This is a genomic window from Caballeronia sp. LZ028 (assembly GCF_031451415.1).
Taxonomy (GTDB): domain Bacteria; phylum Pseudomonadota; class Gammaproteobacteria; order Burkholderiales; family Burkholderiaceae; genus Caballeronia; species Caballeronia zhejiangensis.
Genome location: NZ_JARUXN010000015.1, coordinates 54,548 through 78,672 on the forward strand (window position 1 = coordinate 54,548; position 24,125 = coordinate 78,672).

Consider the following 24,125-nt stretch of genomic DNA (forward strand, 5'->3'; position numbering starts at 1 on the left):
GCCATGCCCGTCCAACCTGCTTCCGAAGCCGGAAAGCTTTCGATGCGCGCCGCGCCGCGCTTCGACTTCCGCAAATTTTTCGTCGCGGTCCCGCCGTCGATCTTTGTGCTCGCCGCGCTGTTGCTGTTCTGCGTGTTCTTTCGCCCGGTGCTGTTGCAATTGCCGTTTCAGATGGTCATCGCGCGTCAGGCCGCGCCGCTCGGCCTGGCCGTTGCGGCACAGATGATCGTGATGCGATGCCGTTCCATCGACCTGTCCGTGGGCGGTGTGTTCGTGATGACAAACTATCTGATCACCACCGCGCCCCTCAATGAGATGTCCGCGCCGATGCTGATTCTCGGCGCGCTCGCGACGGGCGCGCTGATCGGCCTGGTCAACGGCGTGCTCATTACACAGTTTCGCGCATCCGCCGTGATCGCCACGCTGGCGATGGCGTCCATTTTGACGGGGACCGTGCTGTTCCTGAGCTCCGGCAGCAGTCCCGGCTCGGTGCCGGACCCGGTGCAAGTGCTCGGCAGCGCGAAGCTCGGCATGGTGCCGATCGCAACCGTGATCTGGGCGGGCGTGCTGCTGCTCCTCGCCATCCCGTTGCGCTTCATGGTGTTCGGCCGTCTGCTCAAGGCCGTTGGCAGCAATCCGGTCGCGGCCACGCTGTCGGGCTTGCCGGTCGAGGGCGTGTTTATCGCCTCGCATGTCGCTGCGGGTCTGCTCGCCGCGGCGGGCGGTCTGCTGCTGTCGGGCTATGTCGGCGTAAGCACGACCAGCGTGGGCACCGACGTGGTGATGAACTCGATCGCAGGCGTGATCCTTGGCGGCATTACCTTCGGCGGCGGACGCGGCGGCTTGATCGGACCGTGCGCGGCCGCCTTCGCGCTCACGCTGCTCTTCAACGTGCTCAACGCCTACGGCGCGGGCGAGTCTGGCAAGCTGATCGTGCAGGGTCTGGCGATCGCGGGCGCGGCCATTCTTGCGGGCATGGCGCGGCGCACGCGCCGCTGATTACTTGCGACGGATCACATCGCTTTTCAAGGTTCCAGGTTTCGAGAAATGGCGAAAGCAACGACACACTACGATTTCATCGTGATTGGCGCGGGCGCGGCGGGTTGTCTGACCGCCGGCCGTCTGGTGCGCGATCATGGCGCGCGGGTTCTGCTCGTCGAAGCGGGCGCGCGCGACCGCAACCCGCTCATCCACATGCCCGCGGGCTTCGTTAAGCTGCTGACGAATCGCGACTACATGACGTTTCATCGCAGCGCGGAACATGCGCATCTGAACCGCCGCCAGCCTTCGATTCCGCAGGGTAAGGTGCTCGGTGGCGGCAGTTCCGTCAACGCGATGGTCTACATTCGCGGCCAGGCGCGCGACTACGACGATTGGGTGTCCATCACCGGCGACGCGTCTTTGCATTACCGTCGTCTGCTGCCGCACTTCATCCGGCTCGAAGGCAACTCCACGTTCAACAACGCGGAGCACGGCGTCGACGGTCCGCTGAAGGTATCCGACGGCGCGAACTTAAGCGACGTATCGCGCGCCTTCGTGCTGGCGGCGCAGCAGACCGGCCTGCCCTTCAACCCCGATTTCAACAGCGGCACGCAAACGGGCGCGGGCTTCTATCAGACGACGACGTATCGCGGCCGCCGATGCAGCGGCGTCGACGCATTCCTCACACCCGTCATGAACGATCCGCGTCTGGAGATCCGCACGGATACCACGGTCACGCGCATTTTGATCGAAGGTAACGTGGCGCGCGGCATCGAAGTGCAAAGCGGATCGCAGCGCGAGCAGATTCTCGGCGGACAGGTGATTCTGACCGCGGGCGCGCTCGTGACGCCCAAACTGCTGATGTTGTCGGGCGTCGGCGCGGCGGGCGAACTGGCGCGTTTGGATATCCCGGTGAAGGCCGATCTTCCCGGCGTCGGCGAGAATTTGCAGGATCATCATGAGGTGCCCGTCGTCGCGTTCTGCAAAGGAAGACACGGCTACTTCAATCAGGATCGCGGCTGGAACCAGATACGCAACGGGCTGCAATATCTCGCGTTCCACAACGGCCCGGTCGCATCCAACGCGGTCGAAGCCGGTGCGTTCTTCAATCCCGACGACGCTTTCGGCGCGCCGTCCATTCAGGTGTTTTGTCTGCCGACCGTATATCTCGACCCCGATGTCACGTCGACACGCGCCACGTACGGCTTCACCCTGAACAGTTGCGTGATGCGCCCGAAAAGTCGTGGCCGCGTGTCGCTGCAAACGGCCGATCCGGCGGCGACGCCAATCGTCTATCCCAACTATCTGCATCATTCCGATGACCTTCGACTGTCCATCGCGGGCATGCGCCGCGCGGCCCGCATCATGCGCGCTGGACCGCTCGAAAAGATGGTTGAACGGATCGTGCTGCCGGACGAACGCGCGTTATGGGATGCCTCTGCGGCATCGGACGAGGCGCTCGCGGAACATTGCCGCCGCACCGTCAAAACGGTCTATCACCCGGCGGGCACGGCGCGCATGGGCGCCGACACCGATCCGATGGCCGTCCTGCGCACGGACATGACGGTGCGCGGCATCGAGGGCCTGCGGGTGTTCGATACCTCGGCGTGGCCCACCATCGTCAGCGGCAATACCGTTGCGACAACCTACGCCGTCGCTGATCGCGGCGTGTCGATGATGATGGGTGAGGCTTTGCCCGCAGAAGGGCGGACGCGCGACATCGAATCCACCGATCCCGCGCTGACGCAGTCACTCTGACGAATGCGTCGATCTGAGTTCGCGCGTGGATCAACGTAAGGATGACTAATCGGAAGACGCCATATGAATGACATCATTTCTTGCTTCGCGCTGGATATTCTGGCTGGGAAAACCGCGCTCGTGTCGGGCGGCACCAGTGGGATTGGTCTCGAAATAGCGAAGGGACTCGCGGGACTCGGTGCGCGCGTCATAGCGACGGGCAGTTCCATAGACAAGATCGCGCAACTCAAGCGTACCGAGGCGACGGAAGACATCGCTTTCGATCATCTTGATGTGACGAACCCCGAAGCGATCGGGTCGTTCGTGCAGCGCTTCGAGCACCTCGACATTCTCGTAAATTCGCAAGGCATTTCGCGGCCCGGTCAGGAATACGACGACGCGACGTTTCTGCACGTGATGGACATCAACCTGATCAGCGCCATGCGCTTGTCGAGCGCGGCGATTCCGCTTCTCATGCGCTCGCAAGGCACGATCATCAACATTGCTTCCATGCTCAGTTATCTCGCCGATGCAGAGGTGCCCGCCTATTGCGCGAGCAAGAGCGGCGTTCTCGGGTTGACGCGCGCATTGGCGCATCGCCATGGTCGCGATGGCGTGCGTGTCAATGCCATCGCGCCGGGTTATCACCGCACGGCGATGACACACGCGCTGTGGAGCGAGGACGCGGCCGCGACGAAGATCGCAGAGCGCACTGCGCTCAAGCGCTGGGGTGAACCAGACGATCTTGTGGGCGCCGCCATCTTTCTGTCGACGCCCGCCGCGCGCTATATCACCGGCGCGACCATTGCGGTGGACGGCGGTTACGTCGTCGGTTGAAGAGGAACGCTCGAATGAACTCGTCCTCCGTCATGCTGCGCACGAGCGTGTTCCCATCGCGCTACGTGCAGGGCGCGGGCGCTTTGAGCACGCTCGATGACGAACTCGCGCGATACGGTTCATCGGCCGCGTGTTTGGTCGATGCCAATGTGTCCGCGCTGCTCGAAGGCGTGACGGCACGTGCGCAGCGAGTCAGTATCCATGCGCGATGCGTGCAGGCATCGTGCACCGAGCGCGCTGTCGAAGACGTGACCGCGTGGATCCGCGATACTGGCGCGCAGATGGTCCTGTCTTTCGGCGGTGGCAAGGTCGTCGATGTCGGTCGCGCCGCCGCCGACGATCTGCGCTTGCCGTTCGTCTGCGTGCCGACCATCGCGGCATCCGATGCGCCCTGCTCCGCGCTCTCCGTCATCTACGACGACGAGGGCCGCGTGGTACGCGACCGCTTCGTGCGGCGCAATCCCGACCTCGTTCTGGTCGACTCGCAGATCATCGTGAACGCGCCGGTGCGCTTCTTCATAGCGGGAATTGGCGACGCGTTATCCACCTGGTACGAAGCACAGGCGTGCGCCCGCGCGCATGCCGCGAATCTTTGCGGCGGACGCGGCACGTCGCTGGCGCTTCAGGCGGCGAAGCTCTGCCGCGACGCATTGTTCGAACACGCGCCGCAAGCGGTGGATGACTGCCGCGCGAACATCGTCACGCCGGATTTCGATGCCACGCTCGAAGCCACCGTGCTGCTGTCAGGCATCGGGTTCGAGTCGGCGGGCGTGGCGGCCGCGCACGCGATCCATCACGGACTGGCGGAGCTTCCGTCCTCGCATGACTTCCTTCACGGCGAAAAGGTGGCAATCGGCACGCTCGCATCGCTGTTTTTGTCTGCCGTGCCGGACGAAGAACGTCTTCGCGTGTTCCGCTTTTGCCTCGCTGTCGACTTGCCGTATCGCCTGCGCGAAATCGGCGTGGACGCCGGAGATATCGACGCGTTGACGACCGTCGCTGAACGGGCATGCCGAGCCGGCGAGATCATTCACAACGAACCCTATCCAGTGACGCCGGCGAACGTGGTCGCCGCGCTGATCGCGATGGACCGGTACGCCGAGCGAAACATCGACTGATGCAACGCATCGCATAACAACCCATAAAAGGAACGATCTTGTTCAAAGTGTATGTGACGGATTACGACTATCCCGATCTTTCCATCGAATGCGAGATTCTCGAACCCATCGGTGCGCAGGTAATCGGGTTGCAGTCGCGCACGGGAGAGGGCCTCGCGGAACTCGCACGCGACGCCGACGCGCTGATGCAGCAATATGCCAAGATTCCCGCCAGCACCATCCGCGCGCTGAAGAACTGCAAGGTCATCGCGCGCTATGGCATCGGCGTGGACATTCTCGATGTTGATGCCGCGCGCGAAGCGGGCATTGTCGTCACCAACGTGCCGGACTACTGCATCGAGGAAGTCGCGGACCACTCGATCAGCATGGCTCTGGCGATCTTCCGTTCCATCCCGACATATGCGGCGTCCACGCGGCGTGGCGCGTGGCACTGGAACACCTGGAACCGGCCGATTCCACGCATGCGCGGCAGCGTGTTCGGTCTGGTCGGCTTCGGACGCATCGCGCAGAACATGGCGCGCAAGTTGAATCCGTTCGGCTTCGATGTCGTCGCCTACGACCCGTATGTGAGCGCAAGCCTGATGGCATCGCATGGCGTGCGCAAGGTCACATTGGAGGACATGCTTCCGCAAGCCGATCTGATCGACGTGATGTGTCCTTACACGCCACAAACGCATCATCTGATCGATGCGAAAGCGCTCGCCGCGATGAAGCCCGGCGCACTGGTCGTCAACTGTTCGCGTGGCAAGGTGGTCGACAACCGCGCCCTGTACGACGCGCTCGTCAGGGGTCATATCGCGGCGGCGGCGCTCGACGACACGGAGGAAGAACCGGCCAAGCAGGCCGACTGGTCGCCTGGCGACAACCCGCTGTTCGCCCTCGAAAACTGCATCATCACGCCGCATGCGGCGTACATCTCGCAGGACGCCTTGCACGAAGCGCGCCGCGTGGCCGCCGAAAACGTGCGTGCCGTCCTGCTCGGCGAAAAGCCGCTCAATCCGGTCGTCTCCGGTTACTAATCCAATTTGAGGAATCTCACTCGTGAGCACCGTCATCAAGCCCCGTCCCGAAGTCGACAGCGAACTCGTCGCCCGCTTTGTCGCGATGTCGGAAGTCATGTCGCTGTCCTGCGTGGTGTCGGACGCGCTGCAGCGCAACGGCACCATGCGCCACGACATCAAGCCCAAAGGCGCGGACCGCAAGATCATCGGCACCGCGCTGACCGTGCAACTGACGGCGGGCGATATCGTCGATTGTCTCGACGTGTTCACCGTGGCGAAGCCGGGCGACGTGATCGTCATCGACGCATTCGGCGAAACCGAAACATCGATCTGGGGCGGCTTGATGACCGGCCTCGCGCGCAACGCGGGCGTGGTCGGCGCGATCATCGACGGAAGTTGCCGCGACACTGACGAGGCGAAGTTTCTCGATTTCCCTGTATCGGCCAAGGTCGCGGGGCCGCGCCAGGCGCACACCGCCATCAGCGGACGGCGCGAGCCGATCAGCATCAACGTGCCGATTTCCTGCGGCGGCGTGATCGTGAACCCGGGCGATCTGGTCGTCGCCGACGAAATCGGTGTCGCGGTCGTGCCTCAAGCCGATCTCGCCGCCGTCTACCAACGCGCAAAGACAATAGCCGACAACGAAGAGCGCATGCGTGCCATGGTCCTCGAAGGCAAGACCTTCCAGGATCTGCTCGATAAATTCGGCCGCATCTGAAGCGCGCCGTCGAAAACGTCAGGAGACGACAGTTGAAGATCGAAAGCGTAGATACCTTCGTGCTCAAGACGGCGCTGGACAAGCCGTTCGCCTACTCGCAGGGATGGGTCACGGGCCGCTCGACGACCGTGGTGCGCGTGCGCACCACGGACGGTATCGAGGGGTGGGGCGAGACCTTCAGCGTCGGTTTGCAGCCACCGGAGATCGCCGCCACGGTGATCGACAGCGCGCTCAAGCCGCTGCTGCTCGGGCAGAACCCGCTCGACACCGAAGTGCTGTGGAACACGATGTATCTGCGCACGCGCGACTTCGGCCGCAAGGGCGTGGTGCTCGGCGCGATCAGCGGCGTCGATATCGCGCTGTGGGATATCTGCGGCAAGGTGGCGAACCGGCCCGTGTGGCAACTGCTCGGCGGCGCATTCCGCCAGCGCGTGCAGTGCTATGCGACCGGTTTTTTTCGCCCGACGGGTCAAGGCCAAGCCGCTGAAATGGCGCTTGAAGCGCAGCGTCATCAGGCCGCCGGCTTCTCGATGATGAAGGTCAAGCTCGGCTTCGGCATCGAGGACGACATCGCCGTGATGCAGGCGATCCGCGACGCGCTCGATCCGAAAACCCGCCTGATGATCGACGTGAACCACGCCTACGGCGCGAACGAAGCGATCCGCCTCGCCCGCGCGTTGGCCGATTTCAAATTGCGCTGGATCGAGGAGCCGGTCGTGCCCGAGGATCTTGCCGGTTATCGGCGCGTGCGCGATGCGATCGATACACCCGTCGCCGGCGGCGAGGCCGAATTCTCGATGTATGGCTTCCACGATCTGTTCAAGGCCGGCGCGGTCGATATCGCTCAGCCCGACATTTGTCTCGCGGGCGGCTTCACGGCGCTCAGGCATATCAACACGCTCGCACAGGTCAACGGCGTGAAGGTCAATCCGCACGTATGGGGTACGGCGATCGGTCAGTATGCGTCGATACACATGATCGCCGCCACGCCCGACACGCACTACTCGCTGTATGCCGATCAACCGCTGTTCGAATATGACACCTCGTCGCATCCGTATCGGACGGCGCTCGTCAGACAGCCGCTCGAACAGCAGGACGGATGGCTCGATGTGCCGGGCGCGCCGGGGCTCGGCTTCGAACTGGATCAGGCATTCTTCGATAAAACGGCAATTCGAATTGGCGCGTGACGCAATCATCCAGGACCTTATGACGCAAGACAACGAACGCTGGACCATGAGCTGGGCGCACGGCGAGGCCACCGTGCAATCGATGGGCGGCATGCTCGCGCCCGTGCGCTTCGACCTGGGCGCGGGCCGCAGCGTCTCGCCGCTGCACGTCGCGCCGTGGGGCGATGACCCTGCCTGGCCCGGACTGATGCGCGCCCTGCGGGGCGAATGGCCCTGCCTGCCGTTCGGCACCATCGATGTTCCGCCCGGTCTGCCGCAAGGCTTCGATGCGCGCACGGCACACGACGAATGGCGTCACGGCTTCAGCTCAAATCACCTGTGGCGCCGTATCGAGCAAACGCCGCACAGGATCGCGCTGCACATCGACTATCCGGCCGACGACCCGGTCGAAAGTCTTGATCGCGTCATCGAAGCGAGTCCCGACGAACCGATGCTCACGGTTTCGCTGACCGTGCGCGTGCGCCGCGACATCACGCTGCCCTTCGCGCTGCATCCCACTTTCAAGGTGCCGCAAGAAGGCGTGGAGATCGTGGCGTGTCCGTATGCTGCGGTGCATACCTATCCGGTGCCGATCGAACCGGCTTATTCGCGCATCGTGACCAACCGGACATTCGAATCGTTGCGGATGCTCGAGACAACGGACGGATCGTTCGATGCGACGCGCCTTCCGCTGCCGCAGATCACGGAAGAACTCCTTCAGCTCGAAGCGTGCCGGCCGCCGTTCGTGCTCCGCTATCCGGCGGACCGCGCGGATGTCCGGCTCGACTGGGATACGCGCGATTTCCCCGACGCCGTGCTATGGATCAGCAACGGCGGCCGCGACTATGCGCCGTGGTCGGGGCAAAATTTCGCGCTCGGCGTCGAGCCGGTGAACGGCTTCTTCGATCTGGGGCGGGTCGTGACACCGCCGCAGGATCATCCGCTGGCCGGTCGTACTGGAACCACGTTCAAGGCTGGCGAGCCGCGCACAATCCGGTACCGCCTGTCGGCTGCGGCATTTGAAGGCGAACCTTCGGAACGCACATGAACTGGGCCATCGAATACCGCGTTGAATGGACATCGACCGGGCCGGGCGATCGGCCGCCGGCATCGTCATCGGAAGACGTGTTTGCCGCGTTGTTCGCCGATGGCTTCGCGGGCGTCGTTTTCAATCGTATTCATACGGACGACGCCGCGAGCGGTTCACCTCGCCACTACAAGGATGCTGCGAATGCAAGATGAAGTTTCGATGCCCCGGACCTGGCAGGCGTGGACGTGGACCGGCCACGCCGATCCGCTCGCCCTTGCGCTGCAAACGGTGGCCGCCGCACCGCTGCAGAGCGGACAGGTGCTTGTGCGCAATGCCGTCATCGGCCTGAATCCGGTGGACTGGAAGGTGCTCGGCGGCGATCTTGTCGACTGGCAGCCGGGCAAGGTGCCGGGCGTCGACGGCACGGGCGAAGTCGTCGCCATCGGTTCCTGTGTACCGCACGAGTGGCTCGGTGAGCGCGTCGCCTATCACACAAGTCTGGCGTCGCCGGGCAGCTTCGCTGAGTACACGCCGGTCGATGCGCGCGCGCTGCTGACGATTCCCTCCGCAGTCGATTTCGACACCGCCGCGAGCGTACCGTGCCCGGCGCTGACCGCGTGGCTCGCGCTCGACAAGTTGCCGCCGCGGCGGGAACCGCGCATTCTGATCAGCGGCGCGGGCGGTGCGGTCGGGCTTTACGCGGTGCAACTCGCCGCAATGCAGGGCTTCGAAGTCAGCGTGATGTGTCATCCGCGGCATTGGGATCGTCTGCGCGCGCTCGGCGCGCGCGAATGTTTCGAAGGGCCGCTTGATGCGGACAGCGAGTGGCCGCAAACGCAGGCGAGCCGTTTCTTCGCCATTGTCGATGCCGTCGATGCCACGCACGCTGCGCGCCTGTCGCCCGCGCTCGCCGCGAACGGGCATCTCATCGGTATTCAGGGGCGCGTCGAAGGATGGCCGAGCCCGCCTTTCGGCCGCACCATGTCGCTGCATGAAGTCGCGCTGGGCGCGATGCATCAGCATGGCAGCGATGCGGACTGGACGCGCCTCGTCGATGCAGGCAACCGCATTCTGCAACTCATCGCCGACGGGCGGATAAAAAGCGAGCCGCTATTGACCGCGAGCTTCGACGCGCTTCCCAAACGACTCGATGCATTGCGTCATCGCTCGGTGTCCGGCAAGTCGGTCGTCGCGGTCTCATCGTTCCGTCATGCGGTCGGTCTTTAGCGCCGGAATCGAAGCGATATGCGAAGCTCCAAAAGACACGCGGCATCCGCCGTCCTGAATGCAGCGGCCACAGTAGCCGTCGAAGAACCATCCTTGCAAGTCGAAGTGACGTCGGGCGAGATATCGACGCTTGTCGCCGCGCTCGATGCGCTGCTCCGCGAACGCGCGATGGCCTATCGGATTGCATCGGACTATCTCGTTGCGCAGCAACAACCGATCGATCAACTGTCGTTCGGGATATCGAACATCATGCGCATCAAGCGTTCGCTCGAAGAACGGCTCGATTCGGCCGGTCGGATCTGAAGCCGCCGTTTCAATCAACTCATCAGTCGATCCGTGCCGCCGCATACCGCATGCGATGCGGCGTGTCACGGCGTTCGGCAATCCGGTCGACAACTCACAGGAGACGTGTTCATGCTGCACAAGAAAAAAGATTCGGGCGTTGCGCCGATGCCCAGGCCCGCCGGACGACAGCGATGGATGGTCCTCGCCCTTCTCTGTCTGATCGCGCTCGTCAACAACATCGACCGCCTGACGTTGTCGATCGCGGCACCCGCCATGCAGCATGAACTCGGCTTCACGGCGACCGACATCGGCTTGCTGGGCAGCGCGTTCTCACTCTTTTATGCATTCGGACAGTTGCCGTCCGGATGGTTCGTCGATCGCTTCGGTCCGCGCAAATTGCTGGGCGCATCCGTCGTGGTATGGAGCGCCGCGACCGCGGCAATGGGCGCCGCGCATTCGTTCGGCGCGTTTCTCTTCGCGCGCGCATGGCTGGGCGCGGCCGAATCGCCCTCGCTGCCCTCGACGAACAAGATCGTCACACAATGGTTTCCGAAAAAGGAGCAAGGCATCGCCAACGCCAGTTGGGATGCGGCGCTGAAGGTCGGCCCGGCGTTTCTGACCTTCGCGCTCGTCTTCGTCGTCGCCGAGTTCGGCTGGCGCACGATGTATATGGCGGCGGGCGTGGCCGGCGTCGTGGTAGCCGTCGTGTTTTTGCTCTGCTATCGAGACGTCGATCGAAACACGCGTTTGAGCAAGGAAGAACGTGCCTATATCGCACAGGACGGCGACGTTCGCGCTGCCGCCGCCAACAACACGGTGCGCGTGCCCTGGACCGCCATGTTCAAGCGCCAGAGCATGTGGGGAATGATGGCGGGCTTCTTCTGCAATCTTTGGGTGTATCAGATCTTCCTGGTCTTCATTCCCATGTTTATCATCGAGCAGTTCGGTGTCAAGTTTTCTTCGTTGGGTCTTGCGGCCAGCGTGCCGTGGGTGGCGCGATCATCGGCGATATCGTGAGCGGCATCGTGTCCGGCAAACTGGCCGAACGTTCGGGATGGACGACACTCAAGGCGAAGAAGGTGACCATTGTTGCTGCGCTGCTGCTACAGGCCATCGTCCTCGCACTGCTGCCGCTCAACGCGGTGTTCGGCCAGTCAGCGGGCCTGCCTGTCGCGGTCATCCTGATGGCATTCGCGCTGGGATTCAACGGCGCCGTGGTGGCGCATGCATGGTCGCTGCCCGCCGAAGTCACGACGTATTCAACCGTCGCGTCGGCAGGCGCGGTGCAGAACTTCGGCGGATTTCTGGGCGCGACGCTGTCGCCGCTGGTTGCTGGCATGATCGTCGATGCCACGCATTCATTCACCTTCGTCTTCCTGTCGTCGGCGGTAGTCTCGGTGCTTGGCGCAATCGCCTATCATTTTTTCGTGCGACACCCGATTATCCAACGAGAAGCGCTGGATCCGGCTCATGTGGATGCCGGGCACGAATCGGTCGCCTGATGGCTTAAGAGGCGGATAACTATCTCCATCGCATTCCAGCGCGAGATCCAGCGTAAAGCTATGCTTCGTCGCCAGTGTTTCCACCAGCAGCCGCAAGCCGTGATGCGTACTCGGCAGAATAAGCGGCACAATGCCCCAGTTCGCGCACATCGACGCTCGTGCCATCGACGGGATAATCGTTCGGCGTGACGAGGCAGACGTTTTCGGTCAACAAGGAATCGTATTGAAGCGGGCCGCGATGCTTCGGCACATACAGCAAGGCGACATCCACTTCGCCGTCCTTCAGCGCGACGAGCAACTGACTCGCGAGCCCTTCGACGATCCGCACTTTTGTCGATGGAAACTGTGCTTTCAACGCCTGCGCAAGCGCACCGAACATGATCCGCGCAATGGTCACTTGCGCCGCGATGCTTAAGCGCGCGGGCCCGAGCGCCGTGCCGCGCAGCGTACGCCCCGCTTCTTCGAGCATGCGCCGCATGTCGAGCGCGTAGGCAAGCAATTGCTCGCCGCGATCGGTCAGAGCCACGCCGCGTCCGCTGCGGCGAAAGAGACGCACGCCGAGGTCGGCCTCGAGTGTCGCGATACGGCGGCTCACCGTAGACCGATCAGTACCCGAGTCGAGCGCGGCGCGGGAGATGCTGCCGGCGCGCGACACACGAGCGACAATTCGAGATCGTCTGAGTTCATTCGGCGATTCTAATCGCTCTCAGCGCCGCAACTTTGAAGGTAGCGGCAAACCGAAGCGCATCGATGAAGCCGATAAGTTGCCTGAACCAACGAATTTTTCAAGATCGCTAGGGACCGAATCGGTCGACAAGCTCTGGAGGGCCAACGCCTGCCGCATGAGCAAAAGCGTTGTCCAGAAGATTCATATCCATCACGTTTGCCGTCTCTTCTTCCAGTTGCCGCTACACCTGCGGCACAACTTCGTGAAGTGACCAAGCACGCTGGCCACGATAGCCACTGCCCCAAGCGGACGAACTCTGGGCACGAAGACGGTGCCAATTAGTGACGCGTACCTCTCCAACTCTCCACGACGCACGGAGGCTCACAGGGTATGCTCTATTTGTCAGCCGTATGCGTCCCGTGGTAAACGAAGAATTCAAGCCGGAAGGTTCGGCATTCTTTGTACGGTCCTTTCGCCCCGACATATCGAGATCGACGACTCATGAATTCCGACGACCTCGCCTTTTTTTGTCTCGTCGCGGATGCAGGTAGCATCGCAGCGGCCGCGATTTCAGCTGGTTGTGACGCGTCTACTGTAAGCCGACGAATTGCACAACTCGAAAACTCGCTGAAGACCCGTCTGTTCAATCGGAGCGGACGGGGACTCACCCTTGCGCCGCAAGGCGTCAATTTGCTGGATTACGCGCGGCAAGTCAGAACGCTTATGGAGGCGGCGCGCGGTTCAGTCGAACATGCGCATAAATTAGGTCCCACGCGCGTGCATCTTGCCGCCCAGCCGACTATTGCAAAGAACTTGTTCGGGCGCCTGTTCCACGCACTCTCGGCACGCTTTCCCGAAAGCCAGCTTCACTTCACCGAAGCCAAGGCGAACAAGATCATGGTCGATCTTCAGGCGGGCAGCATCGATATCGCCATCATTTATCTGCCTGCGTATCCGGGAAGTCTCACCTATGAGCCGCTGCTTTTCGAACGGCTATGCCTGATTACACCCCCCGGCTTTCCGGTCGACCAAAAGACGCTACGCACGCATGCTTTTGCGGACATTCCCTTTTTGCTTCCGAGTACGACACACGGAATCCGCGTGCTCGTCGAAGAGATGCTGGCGCACAGCGGATCCAAACCGCGCATCGTGCTGCAAAGCGACAGTTCGATTGCAATCAACCTCGATCTGGTCGCGCAGCACTGTGGATGCACCGTCCTTCCACTCGCCGCAGCGCAAGAGCATGTTGCAAGCGGACGTGTTTCCGCATATCCGCTGGAAGGCACGCTTTCCGAGCGCTGCATCGCGCTCGTCAACGGCCGCACGACGATCTTGGCGGGTGACCTGTGGACCATCAATGCATTGATACGAAAAGTGGTCGCGGAAGTGCTCGACGAAGGCAACTGGCAAGGGACACGCGCGGCGGCTCAGAAAACATCGCGGCAAAAGCGCCCCCCTCAAGTGACTAAGCGTAACGACACCGCCGTGACCACGAAGCCTCAAGATTAAAGCCTGACCGCTTCGGGCATCGGTTCTCTTTCGCTCGCAGCAGGAACCGCGTGTTTGTCGCCAAGGTCTTCGAGCGCGACCCGATACGTCTCGCGTGCCGTGTACGCTGCGAGCGCAGCCACTGACGAGACGGCTAACGCAATGCCGCCGACGATGATCGGGATGCCCCGCGTACCCGGCGGCGCCACCATCGCGAAAAGCGCGGGCAACAGCGCGGCCGCAGCGGTGCCGACATTCTGCGAGATCGCCATCGCCGACACTCTGATGCGTGTCGGAAACAACTCAGGGAAAAAGCTCGGAAAGACAGCGTTAAAACCTTGATAGGCGACACCCCACATCATAATGGCGAGAAAAACGACGAGCGGCATGCTTTTAATGCTGATGGCATAGAGATACGCGAACGAGAGCAACCCGCACACGATCGATCCGACAATAACCGGGGGACGGCGACCCACTTTGTCGGACAAGCGGCCGACGAATGGAATCACGAGTACCGCGGTCGCATTGCCAAGTAGCGATATCCAAAGGTAGAGGCTAGGTGAGAAGCCGATACCGTAGGCCGGCTGAACGGCGTACGCGGCACCGAAAATAGTCGTGACGGCCGGAATGACGTTCATCGCCGCCATGCAGATCACCCGCAGCAGGTCCGGCCAGCTTGTGCGCACGGCTTCGACGACGGGTGCCTTGGGCGTCTTGCCACGCCGTGCTTCATTGGCGAAGGCCGGTGCCTCACCTACTTCCCGTCGAATGTACCAGGCCATTGCAATGATGAGCGCGCTCAACCAGAACGGTACGCGCCAGCCCCATTCGAGGAAGCTCTCTTTCGACATGAATGCTTCCAGCGGCAAGAAGACGGCAGCCGCAAGAATCTGTCCCGCCTGCACGCCTTGTGTCGTGAAGCTGGCGAAGAAGCCGCGCTCGCCGAACGGTGCATGCTCCAACGAAAGCGAACTCGATCCCGAGATCTCTCCTGCGACCGCGAAACCCTGCACTAGACGCAGCGACACCATCAGGATCGGCGCGAGGATTCCGACTTGGTTATAGGTCGGCAGCAGGCCGACGCCTACCGTCGACAAGCCCATGAAAAGCATGCAGAGCACCAGTACGCTACGGCGGCCGAAGGTATCGCCTATATGCCCTAGTACGATAGCGCCGATGGGTCGCGCGACATAACCGACGCCATAAGCCGCAAGCGAACCGATGATGGCGATCGCCGGGTTCCATGAAGGAAAGAAGAGCTTGGGAAATATCAGCGACGCCGCCGTCGCAAAGATGAAGAAGTCGTAGTATTCGAGCGTGGAACCGATCCAGCCACTTGCGGCCGCCTTCTTTGGTTGTTGTATGGCGGCGCCGTTGTCGTGCACACTGTTCTGCATGCTTGTCTCCTGTATTACTAGGTCCGTTTTCCTAATCTTCTATCATCGTGTTTGTTCATGAGCGCGCCACTGCGGCGCCTTCAATGCCATGCCGCTTCAACGCATCGGCGATGAATCCGTTTTGCTTCATTTCGTTCAGATGTTCCGCAATACAGTCGAGCCTGTGCGCTCCGTCACGCTGCGACACACCGACTGCCTGCTCGATCACCATGAAGTGTCCGTCGATCATGCGAAGCCCCGTCTTGTCGCGGCACGCGTTCTGAAGCAACGGGCGGATGCCTGCGGCAACGTCCCGACCATTCTTCAAGAAGGTCTCGACGACATCATGAGGACCGGCCGTCCGATCGAGTCGGGCATGGTGTAATGCCCGCGTCAGATAAAGATCGTATGCACTGCCGACGCTGACGACGACCGTGTGATCCGCGCGATCCACGTCTTCGGCGTACATGATGGACGAGGCTTCTCTGACGAGATAAGCGCCTTCGATGAGCAGATACGGTTCGGAGAACGCGATATACTCCGCGCGCGCCGGGTCCACGGCGAAGAAACCGATGTCCGCATCGCCGCTTGTCACCGCCTCGACGGATTGCGCCGCCTTCTCACACACGACCCACTGAGCTTCCGCATCGAGTCGCGCCGCCAACTCACGCGCTATATCGACCGACACGCCCTCCGGCGCACCGGAGGCATCGTTGCGATGCGCCAGCAGTGCGTTACCGACATTAACGGACACGCGCAGCACTGCATTCGTTGCGAGCGTCGACTGCCCTCGCCGTCCATTCGTGTTCATTTGAGTCACAGCGGCCCCTCGTATTGCAGGATGTTGAGACCGGCGTTCTGATCGGTCAGATACATGAGGCCGTCCTCGGCAACGTAGCAGTCGTTTGTCTGCGTGACGAGTGTTTTTCCGGGCCGGGGATCGATCAACTTCGTCGGATTGGCGGGGACGTAATAGCCGACTTCCTTCGGGCGAAAGTGGTCGGATATGTCATACACCCGCACGCCCGCGTTGTAGTAAGTGGCGAATATCAGCCTCGAGCTTCGAAACGATCCGGGCCTCATCTCGTGCAGATTGTGCGGTCCGAACGCGCCGCCTTTCGCGCAGTAATCGTCCTCTTCTGGAACCGGGAAAGTCGCAACGCTGACCGGATTGGTCGGCTCGCGAACGTCATACATCCACATGTAGCGAAGTCCGTCCTTGCAGTGCTCGAACGTCGGTTCATCGGCGAGCACGAGCAGATTGCGGTCCGGGATAGGCAACGGCGAATGCGTGCCGCCGCCGAACGGCGGATCGGTATTCCGGTGCACCAAAAGCTTAGGATTCTCCGGATCGCCGATATCTATGATGGTGAGCCCGCCGTCGCGCCATGCGCCGTACGCGAGGTTGCCCGCAACGACCACATGATGGAGCGCGTAACGCCGGCCGCTTTTCCAGTTCGGCGTTTCACCGCCGGCAGTCCACATACCCGGAATCCAGCACCGTCCGACCACTTTCGGCTTCGTCGGGTCGATCAGATCGACGACAGCCAGTATCTGATCGGTAAAACCTGAAAAGTGAATCGACGCATAGGCATAGCGGCCGCCGACATACCAGATCCGTTGAGGCCCGAGTCCCTCGACCGGCATGAAGCCGATCTCTCTCGGCTTCTCGGGCTTTGATATGTCGTACACGCGAATGCCAGAGGTAAAACGGCTGAGCTGATTGTTCAGAATATCGGACGGCGAGAAATTGAAGTAATTCTTGCCCTCTTCGGCAAACTCCTTCATCGACCAGACACTCGGCGCATTCACGGTTAAAAGCAGATCGCCGTGCGCCTGTAAATGGAACGCCCGGGTGCCGGGCGGGCACTCGATCACGTCGACCACTCGCGGATGGCGCGGGTCGCGCACGTCGACCGTGGAGATGCGGTTGGTGAATCCATGGCCGATGTATGCATAACCGCGCTGGACCATGACTTGGACGCCGTCTGAGCTTCCTTCGAGGTCCGAGTGTCCAACGAAACTGATGTTCTTCGACAAAGGCGCATTCATGCGTTACTCCTCCTGCGTGTTGTCTGGTTTTGCGTGCTGCTGTCAGTGCTCACTGTTGCACAAGCAGCAGCCGGTGGATATTGCGATAGACGCACATCTGCATTGCGGGCTTTGCACGGCTCCAAGCCGCCTAAAAAGCGCTTTGGGTGCTAAATTTTTCTCATGAACGATTCGGCCGATTCGAATAGACGGCCGCTCACCTATCGATGAGGAACGACATGTCAGCGAAAAATCTGGGCGCCTATAACATCGAAGATTTGAGGGTGCTCGCGCGCCGGCGCGTGCCCAAGGGCGTCTTCGAGTTTGTCGACAGGGGCAGCGAGGACGAAGTTGCACTGCGGAATAACCGGGATGCGTTCGAACGCATCAAGCTTGTTCCGCGCACGCTCGTCGATGTATCGCGGCGCACGACGGCCACGGAACTCTTTGGTCACCGGCTCGCCATGCCAGTTGCCGTTGCGCCGACAGGGGTTGCGGGACTCATGTGGTATCAGGGCGAACTGGAACTGGCGCGTGCCGCAGCGGCGGCGGGCATTCCCTTCACCCTGGCCACCGGTTCGATGACCGCGATGGAGACGATTGCATCGGAAGCGCCCGGCAGACTGTGGTTTCAGCTTTACATGTGGCCCGACCGGGCAATGTCGCATGCACTTGTCGAACGGGCACGTCTTGCAGGTTTCGAAGCGCTGGTGGTCACTGTCGACGGCGTCGTCGCGGGCAATCGCGAATACAACATGCGCAATGGCTTTACCGTTCCGTTCACGTACACGAAGAAAAACATTTTTGATGTGCTGCGGCATCCGCGATGGATGATCGGCGTATTGGGCCGCTACATGATGAACAATGGGTTGCCTCGGTACGAAAACTACCCGACCGAACTCAAGAATAGGATCACCGCTGCACCGGTCGGCAAGGGCATGATGAGAAACGACTCACTCACGTGGGACGATCTTCGAGAGCTTCGCAGGCGTTGGCCTCACACGCTCATCGTCAAAGGTATCATGCATCCGCGTGATGCGCTGCTCGCTCGGGCGTGCGGCGCAGACGCAGTAGTCGTGTCGAATCACGGCGGTCGCAACGTGGACAGCACACAAGCGCCCATCGACGCGCTGCCGCGCATTGCCGACGCGGTGGGAAACGACCTGATAGTTCTGATGGACAGCGGCGTCAGGCGCGGAAGCGATGTGGTCAAGGCGCTGGCGCTCGGCGCCAAAGCCGTGATGATCGGTCGGCCGACGCTCTACGGAACGGCCGTGAGTGGCGCCGCCGGCGCGGGCCGCGCAATCGGGATCTTCCGCGAGGAAATCGACCGTATGCTGGCGCATCTTGGATGCGCCACAGTCAACGAGGTCAGCCGTGAGCATGTAACGTCTGGGGAGAGGTCGCCCCAAACCCTTGACCCTGCGATGGAAGACGTCATGGCAGCAGTTCGCATACAAAGAGTCGGGTGATCGCGCGAACGAGGACGGCAGGAAATGGCGTCAGTAGTCGATCGACTTTTGCCGCCTAACCAGGTTGTTCACTGGCGGCAGTCCGACAGCTGGTAGCCTTTCTTAGGCGTACGCTTTCGACCTTCCCCATACAACACGAAATAGATTTGGAAGCTTCAGTACAATGCTGTGGTTGCCTATGAAGTTCTATTTTATGCGAGCCAGCATGCGCACGGGCCTTTGATAAGTATTCGATTCTGAAAAAATTGATCACGTTCTTCTGTTAAATAAAACGCAAAATTAAAATGGACAGGCTTTTTGCCGTGTCCGTGTTATGCCGGGGTTCGGACTACTTGCTAAAATATGCTGAATTCCCCCGGTCGCGCGTTATGCAAAGGGGATAGATCCAAGTCTGAGAAGTGACCTGACGGACCTTCCGAACCGTCAACAAGCTTGAAGCGGTGCTGGACAGGCAGAGGTGGCCTCGGTAGTTCGGACAGCTTTCTGAGATTTTAAGTGGAGCGTCCGAGGCAATCATGCTGCCGATTTGATCGCTGGCAGCGTCGCGAAGTATGCCTCATCCGGCGTCTGATCCGCCAGGCTCGAATGGGGCCGTTTCCGGTTGTATAGCTCGATGTAATCGCCGATAGAGCGCCGGGCGTGGCTGACCGACTCGTAGGCCCTCAGGTAGTTGAGTAGCCCAGCGGAATCGCACCGCCAGGCCCTCCCAGAACTGTACGTGAGCCTCTCGACTCATACAGCTCCTATCGTCCAGCCGTGGCTCCGAGCGTCCAATGCGCAAACAGGGTCGGGCGCTGCGTTTTAAGACGCCGCAACCAACCCCATGCCCGCAGCATGTGCGTCCGGAGTTTCTTGTATTTGCGCTGAGCGCAACGCACAATGAACGAATCCAGTGTACGTAAGGCTCCGCGAAGCGCGGAAGGCCGGAACCGCCCATAATAGCGAACCCAGCCCAGAAGCACTGGCTGCGTCCATCGAGCGACTTCGACAAGTTCAAGATCATTACGACCGTGCAGCCGCCATCGACGCATTCGCAACCGCATCGACTTGGCCGCCTTGTCGCTTACCGCAGGAGCGAAACTGACGAACAGTGTTCCAGCGCGATTCATTGAACTCCGGGGCCGAAAGCAGTAGCCTAGGAAATCAAAGCGTTGCACCGGATAGCTGCCGCGTCGGTTGTCGTCCTTGCAATAGACGATTTTCGTCTTCTCCGGATGAAGCTGTAGTTCGCAAGCCGCAAGCCGGGCATCGAGCGCCGCCCGTAGTTGCTTGGCCTGCGCCTCACTCTTACAGTGGCAAATGACATCGTCGGCGTAACGCTCAAACAGGACGCCGGGATAGTTCCGTGACATCCATTGATCGAACGCATAATGCAAGAACAGGTTAGCCAATATGGGGCTGACAACTGCCCCTTGCGGTGTCCCCCGATCCCGCGATACCAAAGCGCCATCGGGCATACAAACCGGTGCGACCAGCCATCTCTCGACGTATAGCAGCACCCACTTGCAGTTCGTATGTCGACGTAGCGCGCGCATCAGAAGTTGATGGTCGATATTATCGAAGAAGCCTTTAATATCGAGATCCAGTACCCAGTCCGCGCGCCAGCAACGCTGACGCGCAACGAGCAATCGTCAATACTGGTGTACGCGGGCGGGACGGCATGATCAGGCGGCCAGCGCTTGAGGAGCCGGTGTGCTGTCAATCACCGGGGTTCCGTCTTTGAAGAGAACACCCTTCAGAAGCTGATCAATTTTCTCGGCACCGCGAATCCTCCTCCAGGTCTGCTCGGCCGCTTCAATCAGCTTGAACGCCATCGCGAGGAAGGTCGAGCGCGACAGACAGTTGCGCGTGCGGCTCGTGCGATGGCGTACCGTCGCAAACGTCGATTCGATCGGATTCGTGGTCCGCACATGCTGCCAGTGCTCCGCAGGAACGTCGTAGAACGCCAGCAGTGCGTCTCGATCCTTCGTGAGTTTCTCGACCGCCTTCGGGTACTTGGCCACGTACACGTCGACGAACTGATTGAACGCAACAATCGCATCGGCGCGTGTTGCGGCATTCCAGATCTCTGCGAGCGCTGCCTTGGCCTTGCCGTGCTGCGACTTGGGCATCGCGTTGAGGATATTTCCGACCTTATGGAACCAGCAGCGCTGATGTCGCGTCTGCGGGAACACCTCGTCGAGTGCCGCCCATAGTCCCATCGCGCCGTCACCTACCGCGAGCAGCGGCGGCGCCTGCAGGCCGCGCGCTTTCAGATCGAGCAGCAGTTCAATCCATGATTGCTTCGATTCGCGGTAACCGTCGCACAGCGCAACGCGCTCCTTCTCGCCGTCCGGCTTCACGCCGATGATAACCAGTAGGCATTGACCGTCGGAATCCTCCGTTCGTGCCTGCGTGTGGATGCCATCGGCCCACCAGTAGACCCAGCGTGAGCTCGACAGGTCCCGCTTGTTCCATCGTTCAAACTCGTCTGCCCAGGCGGCCTTCAGGCGGCTCACAACGCTCGCTGACAACCCTTTGGCCTGTTCGCCCAATAGCTCCGACAGGGCGTCGCCCATGTCGCCCGTCGACACCCCACGCAGGTACAGCCACGGCAACGACGACGACACGCGCGGTGACTTGCGCACATAGGGTGGCACGATCGATGAATTGAACTTGATGCCCGAGCCCGAGCGGTCGCGAACCTTCGGAACCTTGACCGGTACCGGGCCCACCGCCGTAACGATCTCGCGCTCTGGCAGGTAGCCGTTGCGCACGACCGCACGCCGGCCGTCCATCGTCTTCACATTCGAATACTGCTCAAGCATCGCCGCCAGTTCCGCCTCAATTGCCTGCTGGATGATTCGCCGCGCCCCTTGCTGGATCAGATCGTCCAGCCCGGGCACGCCCTCAATTTGCGTTTCTGCCGTTTGACTGGTGCTCGTTTCCTGCGTATGTTTCGCCATGGTGGTGGAGTTCGATTGAGGAAGTGTTACCGTGAGAAGCAACATTTTCCTTCAATCGCCACCGCCTTCTCCTGCCTCTTCCCTACGCCGCATACACCACTTCCGACGATAACTCACGCGCAACTACGAGCGCCTGATGCGCTGAGCGGCCCGGTCGATAACCATACGAATCGTCATGGAACACTGGCTCCAGAATCGGTTCGAGGTATCGCCGTACCACCATCTGCGCGATGCGATCCGACACGGTTGGTATTCCTAACGGCCTCGTCTTGCCATCAGCCTTTGGAATATCCACGCGCCGCACGGGGGGCGGAACATAACTGCCCGAGGACAGCCGGTTCCAGAGTCGGTAGAGGTTATTACTCAGGTCCTCTTCAAACTCGGCAATCGATTGTCCATCGACGCCCGCCGCGCCGTGATTTGCCTTCACCCGCTTGAACGCTTCCCACACTTCGCGTTTGGAAATATCAAACGGCTTTGCCTTATCCATGCGAGTCCTCCCCTCGCGGGTTGCTCGCACGGTCAAGCCAGACGACGGCGTTCCTTCGGTCCAGCCCCATTACAGAGCCTTCAACCCTACTACGAACGCCTCCGCCCCTGTGCCCCGCATCGGTACTCTCATCCTTGAGGAGGCTATCCGCTTGGATTTCTCCCTTAGCATCGGGACGACAGGTTCCTACGTTCCTTATCAAAGCCTGGATCAAGATCACGCCGCCTTCATGCCGGAAGCCAGTTGGGCAGCAAGCAGGTCAGCCCCCAACCTTTGTCGCGGGATAGAAGTCAAGATCCCGGTTTCGACTTCGGTTAATACGTTTCGACACGTCATCAGCGGTTCACTCACGTTCGTCTTCCTGACCCTCACCTGACGGAGTCCAGCTCCGCCTTTTCCATCAACGCTCACCACGTGAGCTCTTAACTCGCGCAGCTTGTGGTGGTTTGAAGCCTGCTCCTGCAAGCGGACTCCGAGGGGCCGGCCCTCATCTTTGATAAAGCATCGCAACGGTTCTACCTTCGAATCGTCGCGTTCGTAGCACACGACTTCTTCGTACTTGATGCTGCGCCATACGCGCTCGACGAACACGTTGTCGCGCCAAGCGCCTTTGCCGTCCATCGACAGTTGAATACCTCGGCCCAGTACCGCCTTGGTGAATGCGCCTGCCGTGAACTGGCTTCCCTGATCGGTGTTCACGATGTCAGGGTGCCCATAGCGGGCAAACGCTTCTTCCAGCGCCTCGACGGCATGCATCGCCTCCAGCGTAATGGCCACGCGGTGCGCAAGAACCTTGCGACTCGCCCAATCGACTACCGCCGTCAAATAGACGAAGCCACGCGCCATGGGAATATATGTCGTGTCGAGTGCGAACACCTGATTGGCGCGCTCTATCTTCATGCCGCGCAGCAGATACGGCCAAACCTTGTGCTGCGAGTTGCGTCGGCTTGTGTTCGGCTTGCAGTAAAGCGCTTCCACTCCCATACGCTTCATGAGCGTGCGCACACGGCGGCGGCCAACCTCAAAGCCATCTCGCCGCAGCAGGCGCGCCAGCATCCGCGCTCCGGCGAACGGAAACTCCAGATGCAGTTCGTCTATGCGGCGCATCAACCGATGGCCGAGTTCGCTCACCGGTTGCGGCTGGTAATACGCGCTCGACCTTGCAATGCCTACCAACCGGACTTGCTGCGAAACCGGCAACGCATGGCCACGGTCAATCATCGCTTTGCGCTCAGCAATCCCGCCTTGTTGAGCGCGCCGCTTAAAAAATCATTTTCCAGAGAAAGCTGGCCGATCTTGGCGTGCAAAGTCTTCACATCAACCGGCGGCTCGTTCGATACCACGCCCGCCGTCCCAAACACGTCGGCTGCACGCTCCTGCAACTGCCGCTTCCACTCCGTGATCTGATTCGGATGCACATCGAACTGCTGCGCGAGTTCGGCCAGCGTGCGCTCGCCCTTGACTGCAGCCAGCGCCACTTTCGCTTTGAACGCCGCTGAGTGCGTGCGTCGGGTTCTCTTCGTCATGTCCTCGGTTCCTTTGCCTGCATTATCGCCGGCTCAGGCCTCGGCTGGTCCACTTATCCCGCTGTCCGAATTCCCGCAGCCACCTCTGGCGATCCAGCTCGAACCTTTGAGTAATCCCCTTTCGCCGCCTTCCTCGTGTCCGTGCGAACCCGCGCGACCTTCTCGAGTCGCCCGGGATTGTTTCTTCGCAAGCGACTGTGACTGTCCAGAGGGGAGTCAGCATAGTTTTGCTTTTAGGAACTATTTATTAAGGACCGGACGGCAAGCCGTTGTCGCGCTTAGGTAGGTCTAACCGGAACTTCGCACGGAAATCAAGACCCCATGTGACGGAGCGTGCGTGACCGAGGGCGAAACGACCAACGGCCCGCTCAGATTTCGAGCTTGTATCCGACGCCGTAGACCGAGACGATGATCTCGCCCTCGGGTCGCACGTCCTGCAGCTTGCGGCGCAGATTCTTGATGTGGCTGTCGATCGTGCGATCCGTCACCACGCGATGATCCGCGTAGACGTTATCGAGCAGAAACGAG

Annotated in this window: 24 protein-coding genes and 1 pseudogene; 15 read left to right on the forward strand and 10 right to left on the reverse strand. The window is 61.0% G+C overall.

Annotated elements, in window-relative coordinates; genetic code table 11:
• The first annotated feature begins 3 nt into the window (after nucleotides 1-3).
• From QCE58_RS32380 to QCE58_RS32440, 13 genes are all read left to right on the forward strand, one after another.
• Nucleotides 4-999, forward strand: a complete 996-nt coding sequence (locus QCE58_RS32380) for an ABC transporter permease (RefSeq protein ID WP_309781008.1) — start codon at nucleotides 4-6, stop codon at nucleotides 997-999.
• A 48-nt stretch (nucleotides 1,000-1,047) separates the two neighbouring features.
• On the forward strand, nucleotides 1,048-2,739 hold the full coding sequence (locus QCE58_RS32385; protein ID WP_309781009.1) for a GMC family oxidoreductase N-terminal domain-containing protein: 1,692 nt from the start codon (nucleotides 1,048-1,050) through the stop codon (nucleotides 2,737-2,739).
• A gap of 63 nt (nucleotides 2,740-2,802) precedes the next feature.
• Nucleotides 2,803-3,555, forward strand: coding sequence for an SDR family oxidoreductase (locus QCE58_RS32390; RefSeq protein ID WP_309781011.1), 753 nt, complete (start codon nucleotides 2,803-2,805; stop codon nucleotides 3,553-3,555).
• Between the two features lie 14 nt (nucleotides 3,556-3,569).
• A complete protein-coding gene (locus QCE58_RS32395; RefSeq protein WP_309781014.1) occupies nucleotides 3,570-4,673 on the forward strand; it encodes a glycerol dehydrogenase in 1,104 nt (367 codons plus the stop codon).
• Between the two features lie 47 nt (nucleotides 4,674-4,720).
• On the forward strand, nucleotides 4,721-5,692 hold the full coding sequence (locus tag QCE58_RS32400) for a C-terminal binding protein (protein WP_309781049.1): 972 nt from the start codon (nucleotides 4,721-4,723) through the stop codon (nucleotides 5,690-5,692).
• Between the two features lie 22 nt (nucleotides 5,693-5,714).
• Nucleotides 5,715-6,392, forward strand: coding sequence for an RraA family protein (locus QCE58_RS32405; protein WP_309781016.1), 678 nt, complete (start codon nucleotides 5,715-5,717; stop codon nucleotides 6,390-6,392).
• A 32-nt stretch (nucleotides 6,393-6,424) separates the two neighbouring features.
• Nucleotides 6,425-7,579, forward strand: a complete 1,155-nt coding sequence (locus tag QCE58_RS32410; protein ID WP_250518716.1) for a mandelate racemase/muconate lactonizing enzyme family protein — start codon at nucleotides 6,425-6,427, stop codon at nucleotides 7,577-7,579.
• 19 nt (nucleotides 7,580-7,598) lie between these two features.
• On the forward strand, nucleotides 7,599-8,606 hold the full coding sequence (locus tag QCE58_RS32415; protein WP_309781018.1) for a hypothetical protein: 1,008 nt from the start codon (nucleotides 7,599-7,601) through the stop codon (nucleotides 8,604-8,606).
• Complete coding sequence (locus QCE58_RS32420; RefSeq protein WP_309781020.1) at nucleotides 8,603-8,800, forward strand: hypothetical protein; 198 nt, start codon at nucleotides 8,603-8,605, stop codon at nucleotides 8,798-8,800. Before QCE58_RS32415 ends, QCE58_RS32420 begins: the two co-directional genes overlap by 4 nt.
• Nucleotides 8,790-9,815 carry a zinc-binding dehydrogenase gene (locus QCE58_RS32425; protein WP_309781022.1) on the forward strand — a complete coding sequence of 342 codons (1,026 nt, stop codon included), beginning with the start codon at nucleotides 8,790-8,792 and terminating at the stop codon, nucleotides 9,813-9,815. Before QCE58_RS32420 ends, QCE58_RS32425 begins: the two co-directional genes overlap by 11 nt.
• A 93-nt stretch (nucleotides 9,816-9,908) precedes the next feature.
• Complete coding sequence (locus tag QCE58_RS32430; RefSeq protein ID WP_309781024.1) at nucleotides 9,909-10,118, forward strand: hypothetical protein; 210 nt, start codon at nucleotides 9,909-9,911, stop codon at nucleotides 10,116-10,118.
• A gap of 111 nt (nucleotides 10,119-10,229) precedes the next feature.
• Entirely contained in the window at nucleotides 10,230-11,117 is an 888-nt protein-coding gene (locus tag QCE58_RS32435; protein ID WP_309781026.1) for an MFS transporter, read from the forward strand.
• Nucleotides 11,114-11,602: an MFS transporter gene (locus QCE58_RS32440; protein ID WP_309781028.1), complete on the forward strand. Its 489-nt coding sequence runs from the start codon at nucleotides 11,114-11,116 to the stop codon at nucleotides 11,600-11,602. The genes QCE58_RS32435 and QCE58_RS32440 overlap by 4 nt, the downstream gene beginning before the upstream one ends.
• Nucleotides 11,603-11,660: 58 nt before the next feature.
• Here the strand turns inward: QCE58_RS32440 and QCE58_RS32445 are convergent, their stop codons facing one another.
• Nucleotides 11,661-12,257: a LysR family transcriptional regulator gene (locus QCE58_RS32445; protein WP_309781029.1), complete on the reverse strand. Its 597-nt coding sequence runs from the start codon at nucleotides 12,255-12,257 to the stop codon at nucleotides 11,661-11,663.
• A gap of 513 nt (nucleotides 12,258-12,770) precedes the next feature.
• Here QCE58_RS32445 and QCE58_RS32450 point away from each other — a divergent pair.
• Nucleotides 12,771-13,778, forward strand: a complete 1,008-nt coding sequence (locus QCE58_RS32450; protein WP_309781031.1) for a LysR family transcriptional regulator — start codon at nucleotides 12,771-12,773, stop codon at nucleotides 13,776-13,778.
• Here the strand turns inward: QCE58_RS32450 and QCE58_RS32455 are convergent.
• The 3 genes from QCE58_RS32455 to QCE58_RS32465 are packed head-to-tail and all read right to left on the reverse strand — an operon-like array spanning nucleotide 13,775 to nucleotide 17,185.
• Complete coding sequence (locus tag QCE58_RS32455; protein ID WP_309781034.1) at nucleotides 13,775-15,154, reverse strand: MFS transporter; 1,380 nt, start codon at nucleotides 15,152-15,154, stop codon at nucleotides 13,775-13,777. The genes QCE58_RS32450 and QCE58_RS32455 overlap by 4 nt on opposite strands.
• A gap of 55 nt (nucleotides 15,155-15,209) precedes the next feature.
• Complete coding sequence (locus QCE58_RS32460; RefSeq protein WP_309781036.1) at nucleotides 15,210-15,896, reverse strand: transporter substrate-binding domain-containing protein; 687 nt, start codon at nucleotides 15,894-15,896, stop codon at nucleotides 15,210-15,212.
• Between the two features lie 53 nt (nucleotides 15,897-15,949).
• Nucleotides 15,950-17,185 (reverse strand): hypothetical protein, encoded by a 1,236-nt coding sequence (locus tag QCE58_RS32465; RefSeq protein WP_309781039.1) that lies wholly within the window; start codon nucleotides 17,183-17,185, stop codon nucleotides 15,950-15,952.
• Nucleotides 17,186-17,403: 218 nt separating this feature from the next.
• Between QCE58_RS32465 and QCE58_RS32470 the strand changes: the two genes are divergently transcribed.
• The gene (locus QCE58_RS32470; RefSeq protein ID WP_309781041.1) at nucleotides 17,404-18,636 is read left to right on the forward strand and encodes an alpha-hydroxy acid oxidase; all 1,233 of its coding nucleotides are present in this window, start codon (nucleotides 17,404-17,406) and stop codon (nucleotides 18,634-18,636) included.
• Nucleotides 18,637-19,149: 513 nt separating this feature from the next.
• Here QCE58_RS32470 and QCE58_RS32475 read toward each other — a convergent pair.
• The 6 genes and pseudogenes from QCE58_RS32475 to QCE58_RS32500 form a co-directional block, all read right to left on the reverse strand.
• Nucleotides 19,150-19,302, reverse strand: coding sequence for an integrase core domain-containing protein (locus tag QCE58_RS32475; protein ID WP_081851940.1), 153 nt, complete (start codon nucleotides 19,300-19,302; stop codon nucleotides 19,150-19,152).
• 77 nt (nucleotides 19,303-19,379) lie between these two features.
• Nucleotides 19,380-20,264, reverse strand: coding sequence for a reverse transcriptase domain-containing protein (locus QCE58_RS32480; protein ID WP_309781043.1), 885 nt, complete (start codon nucleotides 20,262-20,264; stop codon nucleotides 19,380-19,382).
• A 36-nt stretch (nucleotides 20,265-20,300) separates the two neighbouring features.
• Nucleotides 20,301-21,581 (reverse strand): IS256 family transposase, encoded by a 1,281-nt coding sequence (locus tag QCE58_RS32485; RefSeq protein ID WP_309781045.1) that lies wholly within the window; start codon nucleotides 21,579-21,581, stop codon nucleotides 20,301-20,303.
• A gap of 82 nt (nucleotides 21,582-21,663) precedes the next feature.
• Nucleotides 21,664-22,071 (reverse strand): reverse transcriptase domain-containing protein, encoded by a 408-nt coding sequence (locus tag QCE58_RS32490; RefSeq protein ID WP_309781046.1) that lies wholly within the window; start codon nucleotides 22,069-22,071, stop codon nucleotides 21,664-21,666.
• Between the two features lie 546 nt (nucleotides 22,072-22,617).
• A pseudogene (locus QCE58_RS32495) lies at nucleotides 22,618-23,597 on the reverse strand (IS3 family transposase); the annotation flags it as partial.
• 368 nt (nucleotides 23,598-23,965) lie between these two features.
• A partial coding sequence (locus QCE58_RS32500) for a winged helix-turn-helix domain-containing protein (protein ID WP_309779958.1) occupies nucleotides 23,966-24,125 on the reverse strand: 160 nt, incomplete at its 5' end.